Origin of the sequence: Actinotalea fermentans (assembly GCF_007991475.1) — a bacterium.
GTDB classification, from domain to species: domain Bacteria; phylum Actinomycetota; class Actinomycetes; order Actinomycetales; family Cellulomonadaceae; genus Actinotalea; species Actinotalea fermentans.
In genome coordinates, this window is sequence record NZ_BJYK01000015.1 from 42128 (window position 1) to 50172 (window position 8045).

Sequence of the window (8045 nt, forward strand, 5' to 3'; positions counted from 1 at the left end):
CGTTGGCGGTTCCCGACGGGGCGCGGGAGAGTGGGCACGCCGAGCGCCGCGTCGACGAGGACGCGGCCGGAACGCGCCAGGAGGCCACCACCGATGCCCGAGCCGAGCCACGAGCCGACGCCCGAGCCCGTCCCGCTCCCCGACGCCCTGCCCGAGATGGCGCGGCCCAACCACGCCGGCCCGCTGGCGACCGCGCAGGCCCAGCTCGCCGCCGCCGTCGAACGCCTGGGCTACGACGAGGGGCTGCACACGATGCTCGCCACGCCCCGGCGCGAGCTGCACGTCGCGATCCCGCTGCGCCGCGACGACGGGAGCACGCAGGTGCTGCACGGGTTCCGCGTGCAGCACAACATCACGCGGGGGCCGGGCAAGGGCGGGCTGCGCTACCACCCGAGCGTCGACATCGACGAGGTCCGGGCGCTGGCCATGTGGATGACCTGGAAGTGCGCCGTCGTCGAGCTGCCGTACGGCGGTGCGAAGGGCGGCGTGGCCATCGAGCCGCGCCTGTACTCCCCCGGCGAGCTCGAGCGCGTGACCCGGCGCTACACCAGCGAGATCATGCCGATGATCGGCCCCGAGCGGGACATCATGGCGCCCGACGTCGGCACCGACGCGCAGACCATGGCCTGGGTCATGGACACCTACTCGGTGAACCAGGGCTACACGATCCCGGCGGTCGTCACCGGCAAGCCGCTCGAGGTGGGCGGCTCGCTCGGCCGCGCGACGGCGACGTCCCGCGGCGTCGTGCACTGCGCCCGCGCCGCGCTCGCCGAGTCAGGGCTCGACCTGCCCGACGTGCGCGTCGCGGTGCAGGGGTTCGGCAAGGTCGGCTCGCACGCCGCACGGTTCTTCGCCGAGGGCGGGGCGCGCGTCGAGGCCGTCAGCGACGAGTTCGGGGCCATGCATCGCAGCGGCGGGCTCGACCTGCCCCGCCTGCTGGACCACGTGCGGCGCACCGGGTCCGTGGTCGACTTCGACGGCGGCGACCCGCTGCCGGGCGACGCCCTGCTCACGCTCGACGTCGACGTGCTGGTGCCCGCCGCCGTCGAGGGCGTGCTCACCCACGAGAACGCGCCCGAGGTCAAGGCCCGCTGGGTGGTCGAGGGCGCCAACGGCCCGACGACACCCCGCGCGGACGCGATCCTGGCGGACCGCGGCGTCGTCGTGGTGCCGGACATCCTCGCGAACGCGGGCGGCGTCGTCGTGTCCTACTTCGAGTGGGTGCAGGCGCAGCAGGCGTACTGGTGGACCGAGGCGGAGATCGAGGCGAAGCTCGCCGAGCGGATGGCCACCGCGTACGCCGCGGTCGCCGAGATGGCGCGCCGCGAGCAGGTCACGCTGCGCGACGCCGCCCTCCTGCTCTCGGTGCAGCGCGTCGCGACGGCGCACCGCACCCGCGGCCTGTACCCGTAAGCCCCGCCCGCACCCACGGCCCGCACGCGGCCCCCACCGTTGCGTGTGGAGCGTTCGCACCACGAGTGGAGCGTTTCTGACGGACACGCCCGGCGTGTCCGTCAGAAACGCTCCACTCGGCGGTGAGGGTGGGGGTGGCCGCGCCGTGGGGGCCGTGGGGATGCAGGGGCGCGGGGGCGGGTGAATCGTGGGGGCATGACGACCTCCCGCCCGGCGACCCGCCCCCGCGCCTCCTACCCCCTGTGGCGGGACACCGCCGCGCCGGCCTCCGTCGCGCCGGCGGGGCCCCTCGTCGGCACGGTGACGGCCGACGTCGTCGTGCTCGGCGCGGGCATCGTGGGGCTGACGACGGCCGTCGAGCTCGCCCGGGCGGGCGCCGACGTCGTCGTGCTCGAGGCGCGCGAGGTGGGCGCCGGCACGACGGGCGGCTCGACGGCGAAGGCGACGCTCGTCCAGGGCACGCGGTTCTCCGGGCTCGCCGAGCGGCACGACGCCGGGGCCCTGGTCAGGTACGCGGAGGCGACGATCGTCGGGCAGCAACGGATCCGCCAGCTGTGCGAGGCCGCGGGCGTCGCCTACGACGAGAGCGACGGGGTCTCCTACGCCACGACCGCCCAGGGCCGCGCCGCGCTGACCGCGGAGGCGTCCGCGATGGCGGTGGCCGGCCTGAGCCCGCAGCTGTCCGACGCCGCCCCCGACCTGCCCTTCCCGGTCACCGGCGCGCTGCGCCTGCCCGGCCAGCTCGCCTTCCAGCCGCAGGCCTACCTGCACGCGCTGCTCGACGAGGCCCTGCGTGCGGGCGTGCGCGTGCACGTCGGGACGCGCGCCGAGGGGCTGAGCGCGACCGGCAGCCCGCGCGAGGTGCGGACGCGGTCCGAGCTGGGGCACGGCGTCGTCCAGGCGGAGCACGTGGTGGTCGCGACGGGGACGCCGGTCTTCGACCGGTCCGGCTTCTTCGGTCGCCTCGAGCCGCAGCGGTCGCTGTGCGTCGCGGTGCGCGTGCGCGGCGAGCGGCCGGCAGGCCTGTACCTGTCGGTGGACTCCCCGACCCGGTCGGTGCGGCGCTCGAGCGCCGTCGACGACCTGCTGGTGGTCGGCGGCAACGGCTTCCCCGTGGGCCGGGCCGACGACGTCGCCGCGCGCTTCGCCGACCTCGAGGCGTGGACGCGGGCGACGTTCGACGTCGTCGACGTCACCCACCGCTGGGCCGCGCAGGACTACCGGACGCCCGACGGCCTGCCGTTCGTCGGGCGCCACCAGCCCTGGGCGCACGACGTGTGGGTGGCCACCGGCTTCGCCAAGTGGGGCACGACGACGGGCACGGCCGCCGCGCTCGCGCTCGCCGGCGCCATCCGCGGCACGCCGGTGCCCTGGGGCGCGGACTGGGACCCGTGGCGCGGCGACGTCGCCGTCCAGGCCCCGCCGACGGCGAAGCTCAACGCGCACGTCGCCGAGCACCTGGCGCGGGGCTGGCTGGGTGCACTGCGCGGCGCCGGACCGGACCCGGCGGCCGTCGCCGAGGGCAAGGGCGTCGTCGGGCGCGAGGGGGCGCGTCCCGTCGGGGTCTCGCGCGTGGACGGCCAGGTGCGCACCGTCAGCGCCGTGTGCCCGCACCTGGGCGGCGTGCTGACCTGGAACGACGCCGAGACGTCGTGGGACTGCCCGCTGCACGGCTCACGCTTCGCCGCCGACGGCACGCGGCTCGAGGGCCCCGCGCCGTGCGGCCTGGCCCGCCTCGACCACCGCTGACCCCACCCCCTCCCCCACCGAGTGGAGCGTTCGGGACGGAAACGCCGGGCGTGTCGGTCGATTTCGCTCCACTCGCGTCGGGAACTCTCCACTCCGGGCGCAGCCAGCAGTGGGGCCGGGCCACGCGGCCCGGCCCCACTCCCCCCTGCCGGCGTCAGCGGACCGTGCAGGCAGCCCCGTTCACGATGAACAGGAGAGGCTCGGCCCCCGGGCCGTCCGGCGTCCGGCCGATGAAGCCGAACGTCGTGCGCTGGCCGGGGCGGAGCTGCGCGTTCCACGACAGGTTCTCGCCGAGGACGACGGAGCCGACCTGGGTCAGGTCCGAGCTCCAGTAGTTGCTCAGCGACTGCTCACCCTCGAACGCGAACCGGATGTCCCACCCGTTGATCCGCGTGGCGCCGGTGTTCTTCAGCCAGACCTGGGTGTTGAAGCCCTTCGGCCAGCTGCCGTGCACCGTGTACTCGACCTCGCACGCGGGCGCGGCGACCGGCGGGTTCGCCAGCTCGAGCAGCTGAGCGGCCTGCTGGGTGAACCACTGCCCGGCGCCCGGGTCGACGACGCCCCACTCAGGGTCGACGGTCCCGGTCGGGCCGAGACCCCGCGAGCACTGGCCGTCGGACTCGCCGGGGATCTTGACCCACAGGTACGCGTCGACGAGCGGGTTGCCGGTGTCGGTGGTCGGCCGCATGCCGAGGCCGCGGTCCGGCGGGTTGCACCAGTCCTGCGCGTCCGGGTAGGTCCCGGCGGGCGGGGTCCAGGGGCCCAGGCCGTTGCGCGAGGTGTCGACGACGAAGTGCGCCTGGCCGACGACGCCGGCGTACCGGGCGTTGATGCCCGAGGTGTTGAGCGCGGGGTCGGTCGCGGTGTCGCTCCACACACCCGCGCCGCTCAGCGCGACGCCGGTCCACGGGCCGAGGAGCTGGCCGATCATCGTCTCCCCCGGCCCGCCGTTCCAGTACTGGTTCGGGCAGGTGGAGAAGGTGCCCAGCGCGAGGCACTTGCTGATCCACGTGCCGTACTGCACGAGGTTCTCGGTGTGGTGGTAGTTGGAGACGTTGAGGAAGAACCCGTTGGCGTCCGCGACGCCGGCCTTGGCGAGCCGGTCGGAGATGTCGCCGACGTTGAGCCAGCCGGAGTGCGTGCCGTCGAGGTACACCGCGGTCGCGGGCAGGGCGCCGAGCGCGTCGACCGCGTAGTTGAGCATCTCGAAGCGCTCGTCGGCGGCCGTGGCGGGGTCGGCCTCGGCCGGCTGGCACCACTCGGGGGCCGTCTGGTCGAGCGGCGTGTACCAGGGGATGATCCCCAGCCCGTCGGGCTCGACGATGACGACGGCGGGGCTGTCGCCGATGCCCTCGGCCACGCCGTCGATCCACGCCGTGTACTCGGCGACCGACGTCGCACCGCCCGCGGAGTACTGCGCGCAGTCCCGGAACGGGATGTTGTAGGCGACGAGCACGGGCACCTCGCCGAGTGCCTCGGCCTGCTGCACGACGTCGGCGGCCTGAGCGGCCACCTGCGCGGGCGAGCCGGTCTCGAGCCAGGTCGCGGCGGGGTACTGCGCCAGGAGCAGGGCGTTCGTCCGGTCCTGCCCGGACAGCCCGGCCGCCGCCTCGACGCGTGAGCTCCACATGTCGAGGTACAGCGGCGTCCCCGGCTCGAGCACGTCGTCGGCGGCGGTGGCCGACGACGCGGCGACGAGCACGAGGGTGGTGGTGGCGAGCGCGGCGGTCGCGGCGCGCGCCAGACGCGTCGTTGTCATGGTCCCCCTTGGGTTCGGGCCGGCTCCGTCGCCGACCGGGCGGTCACGCGTCGACCAGGGCTCGCGTGACGGGGGCCAGGATGTGCCCGCTGCTCTGGCCCGGTCAAGAGTCAGGTGGGAACGCTCTCCCCTCCGGCCTCCCCCGAGACTCACCCACATTTCACCCATCGGCCTCCCACGTGCGACGACGCCGTCGCCGTCTCGCCATCCGGACCGAGCCGGGTCGGGTAGATCAGATGCCGAACGACCGGTTCGTCCGGATGTCGAGAGCGCCCCGTCTCGCGGGCCGGGAATCCGCAGGTCATCCGGAGGAGTTCACGGGCTCGTCACATGGCCCGCGCACGCCCCGCACCACGTGGTCGCAGATCAGCGGGTGCGGTTTGGTCAAGGCCGGGTTACGGTTTGGTCACACGTCACAGTCATCGCGAGAGCGATGACCGGCCGGTCCGGCCGTGGTGCACCGCCACACCCTGTGCGGGTGAGACGGGCACCGCCCCGCCCCCGCTCACGCCACGTGAGCGGGGGCGCACCCCCCGAGGCCCCGCCACGCCGGGCCGCCCGCTAGCCTCGATCCATGACGGACGGGCCCGACGCGCGGCGCACCACCTACCTCCTCGTCGACGGCGAGAACATCGACGCCACGCTCGGCGGCTCGATCCTCGGCGCGCGACCCGCACCGGAGCAGCGCCCCCGCTGGGAGAAGGTGCTCGAGTTCGCGCGCACCGCGTTCGGCGGCGACGACGTCGTCGGCCTGTTCTTCCTGGACGCCTCGAACGGCACGATGCCGATGTCGTTCGTGCAGGCGCTCCTGGCGATCGGGTTCCGCCCCATCCCCCTCGCCGGCGCGCCGACCGAGAAGGTCGTGGACATCGGCATCCAGCGCACGCTGGAGGCGCTCGCGGAGCGTCCCGGTGACGTGCTCCTGGCCAGCCACGACAGCGACTTCGCCAGCCAGGTCGCCGGGCTGCTCGCGCCGGGCCGCAACGTCGGCGTCCTCGGCTTCCGCGAGTTCACCTCGACGTCGCTGCAGCACCTCACCGAGGGTGGCCTGCACCTGTTCGACCTGGAGACCGACGCGCGGGCGTTCACCGTCGTCCTGCCCCGCGTGCGGATCATCCCGCTGGCCGAGTTCGACCCGACGGCCTACCTCTGACGGACGGTGGCGCGCGGCCACCGGACGGCGCAGCCTCCGGACGGCGTCGGCCGGTGGCGCGCAGCCACCGGACGCTCCACGATGTGCCCATGGACCGCAGCGAGAGGCCCCTCGTCGACGACCGGCACGAGACGCCGACCGAGCGCCTCGACCGGAACTGGGCCGAGATCCTGCAGGAGCTCCGGGTCACCCAGACCGGCATCCAGATCCTCACGGGCTTCCTGCTCACGGTTCCGTTCCAGCAGCGGTTCACCGACCTGAGCGACGAGCAGCGCGGCTTCTACCTCGTGCTCGTCCTCCTCGCGGCGGTGACCACGGGGCTGATGGTCGCGCCCGTGAGCCTGCACCGGATGCTGTTCCGTCGCCGCGCGAAGTCCGCCCTCGTCACGGAGGCGGACCGCTTCATGCGGGTCGGCCTGGTGTTCCTGGCCCTGACGGTCTCGGGAGTGGTCCTGCTCGTGTTCGACGTGGTGACCACCCGGGCGGCCGCGCTCACCGCCTCGCTCCTGCTGCTCGCGGGGCTCGTGGCGGCGTGGTTCGTCCTGCCGACGGTGCTCGGGCGGGCGAGCCGGCGGGTCGCGGACCAGCAGACGCCCCCGCCGGACCCGCACACCTGACGGGCCGTCAGCCGGTCGCCGGGTAGGTGAGGCCGTCGGGCCCGACGCGCGCGCCGGCGGACGGTTCGTGCGGCGTCCGACGGCCGTCGTGGCCCAGGTGCACGACCGCCGTCCCCCGCAGCAGGACGAGGGCGTCGGAGATCAGCCGACGGTGGCAGCGCCACCAGAGCGACTCGCTGCACATGATGGCCGTCGTGCGGGTCCGCGCGTCGGCGACGAGGTCGTCGAGGCCTGCGGCGAACTCGTCCGTGCGGGTGTGGGCGGCGTACGCACGGAAGGCCGCCACCTGCCACCAGCCGTCGCGTGCGGCCTCCCCGGCGTCCGCCGGACGCGACCTGCGCCCGCCCAGGCGGGGCTCCCACCGGTAGCCGATGCCCGCGGCCGGCAGCCAGGCGCCCAGGGCGTCCTGCCCGACGTGCGGGTGGGCGCGGCTCCCGGGGAAGCGCCGGACGTCGACGACCAGGCCGACGCCGGCGTCGTGCAGCAACGCCGTCAACGCCTCCTGGCCGGCGGCGCCGTGGCCGAGCGTGAGGACGGTGTCAGGCACACCTCAAGGGTCCCCGGCGCCGACGGCACTGTCGACACCGGGAGCCGTCGGCGGGCCGCCGGAGCGGCCGCGGGGGCCGTCGGGCGGCGCGGGGCGCCGGGTGGGCGAGCCCGTCAGGCGGGGACGAGGTGCGGCGTCGCCTGCGTGGGCACGCGCGTGAGCCGGAGCAGGCAGTGGTCGCCCTGGCCGCGCGAGACGAGCTCGTCGACCGTCAGGGGACCCTGGTGGCGCTCGAGGATGCCGCGCGCGAGGCCGAGGTGGGCGCCGCAGATGACGCCGCGCCGCTCGCCCTGGATGTCGGCGAACGGGCAGTGGTGCAGCGCGAGCTCCGACTCCTCGACGATGGTCTCCGGCTCGAAGCCGAGCTCCTCGAGGTGCCGGCGCAGGGCCGCGAACTGCTCGCGGCTGTCGCGCTCGTCGTCGCCGGCGGGCTCGGAGCCGGGGCAGCCCAGCTCGGCGGCCCAGGCGATGCCCGCCATCTCCGCGGAACCGACGGGCGACTCCATCGGCTGGCCGTAGCCGTCGAGGAGCAGGGACACGAGGTGCGCGCGCGCCTTGGAGTCGATGGCGGCCACCGCGGCGGCGTCGATCGACTTGTAGAGCATGCGCGGGCGCCCGCGGGTCGTGCGGTGCTCGACCTCGCGCTCGACGAAGCCGCTCGCCACGAGGCGGTCGAGGTGCTCCCGCGCGGTGTTCACGTGGAGCCCGACGCCGGTCGCGATCTCGTCGACCGGGAGCGGACGCTGCCGCTCCTGGAGCAGCTGGAGAATCTGCATGCGGCTCCCGCACGCGAGGACCCTCATCAGG

The 8045-nt window shown here is 74.9% G+C and carries 7 protein-coding genes; 4 read left to right on the forward strand and 3 right to left on the reverse strand.

From position 1 onward, the window contains the following. The first annotated feature begins 156 nt into the window (after positions 1-156). Both AFE02nite_RS17060 and AFE02nite_RS17065 read left to right on the forward strand, forming a co-directional pair. Positions 157-1413, forward strand: coding sequence for a Glu/Leu/Phe/Val family dehydrogenase (locus tag AFE02nite_RS17060; protein WP_034247165.1), 1257 nt, complete (start codon positions 157-159; stop codon positions 1411-1413). Positions 1414-1608: 195 nt separating this feature from the next. Then, positions 1609-3162 carry an FAD-dependent oxidoreductase gene (locus tag AFE02nite_RS17065; RefSeq protein ID WP_052113783.1) on the forward strand — a complete coding sequence of 518 codons (1554 nt, stop codon included), beginning with the start codon at positions 1609-1611 and terminating at the stop codon, positions 3160-3162. 154 nt (positions 3163-3316) lie between these two features. Here AFE02nite_RS17065 and AFE02nite_RS17070 read toward each other — a convergent pair whose 3' ends face one another. Then, complete coding sequence (locus tag AFE02nite_RS17070; protein WP_052113784.1) at positions 3317-4921, reverse strand: glycoside hydrolase family 6 protein; 1605 nt, start codon at positions 4919-4921, stop codon at positions 3317-3319. Positions 4922-5495: 574 nt separating this feature from the next. Here AFE02nite_RS17070 and AFE02nite_RS17075 point away from each other — a divergent pair. Both AFE02nite_RS17075 and AFE02nite_RS17080 read left to right on the forward strand, forming a co-directional pair. Then, positions 5496-6074 carry an NYN domain-containing protein gene (locus tag AFE02nite_RS17075; protein WP_034247155.1) on the forward strand — a complete coding sequence of 193 codons (579 nt, stop codon included), beginning with the start codon at positions 5496-5498 and terminating at the stop codon, positions 6072-6074. Between the two features lie 89 nt (positions 6075-6163). Next, positions 6164-6691 carry a DUF6328 family protein gene (locus tag AFE02nite_RS17080; RefSeq protein ID WP_034247157.1) on the forward strand — a complete coding sequence of 176 codons (528 nt, stop codon included), beginning with the start codon at positions 6164-6166 and terminating at the stop codon, positions 6689-6691. Between the two features lie 7 nt (positions 6692-6698). Here the strand turns inward: AFE02nite_RS17080 and AFE02nite_RS17085 are convergent, their stop codons facing one another. Continuing rightward, positions 6699-7238: a DUF488 domain-containing protein gene (locus AFE02nite_RS17085; RefSeq protein WP_034247159.1), complete on the reverse strand. Its 540-nt coding sequence runs from the start codon at positions 7236-7238 to the stop codon at positions 6699-6701. A 113-nt stretch (positions 7239-7351) separates the two neighbouring features. Continuing rightward, positions 7352-8045 (reverse strand): helix-turn-helix transcriptional regulator (locus AFE02nite_RS17090; protein WP_146820105.1); only part of this gene is annotated, 694 nt, incomplete at its 5' end.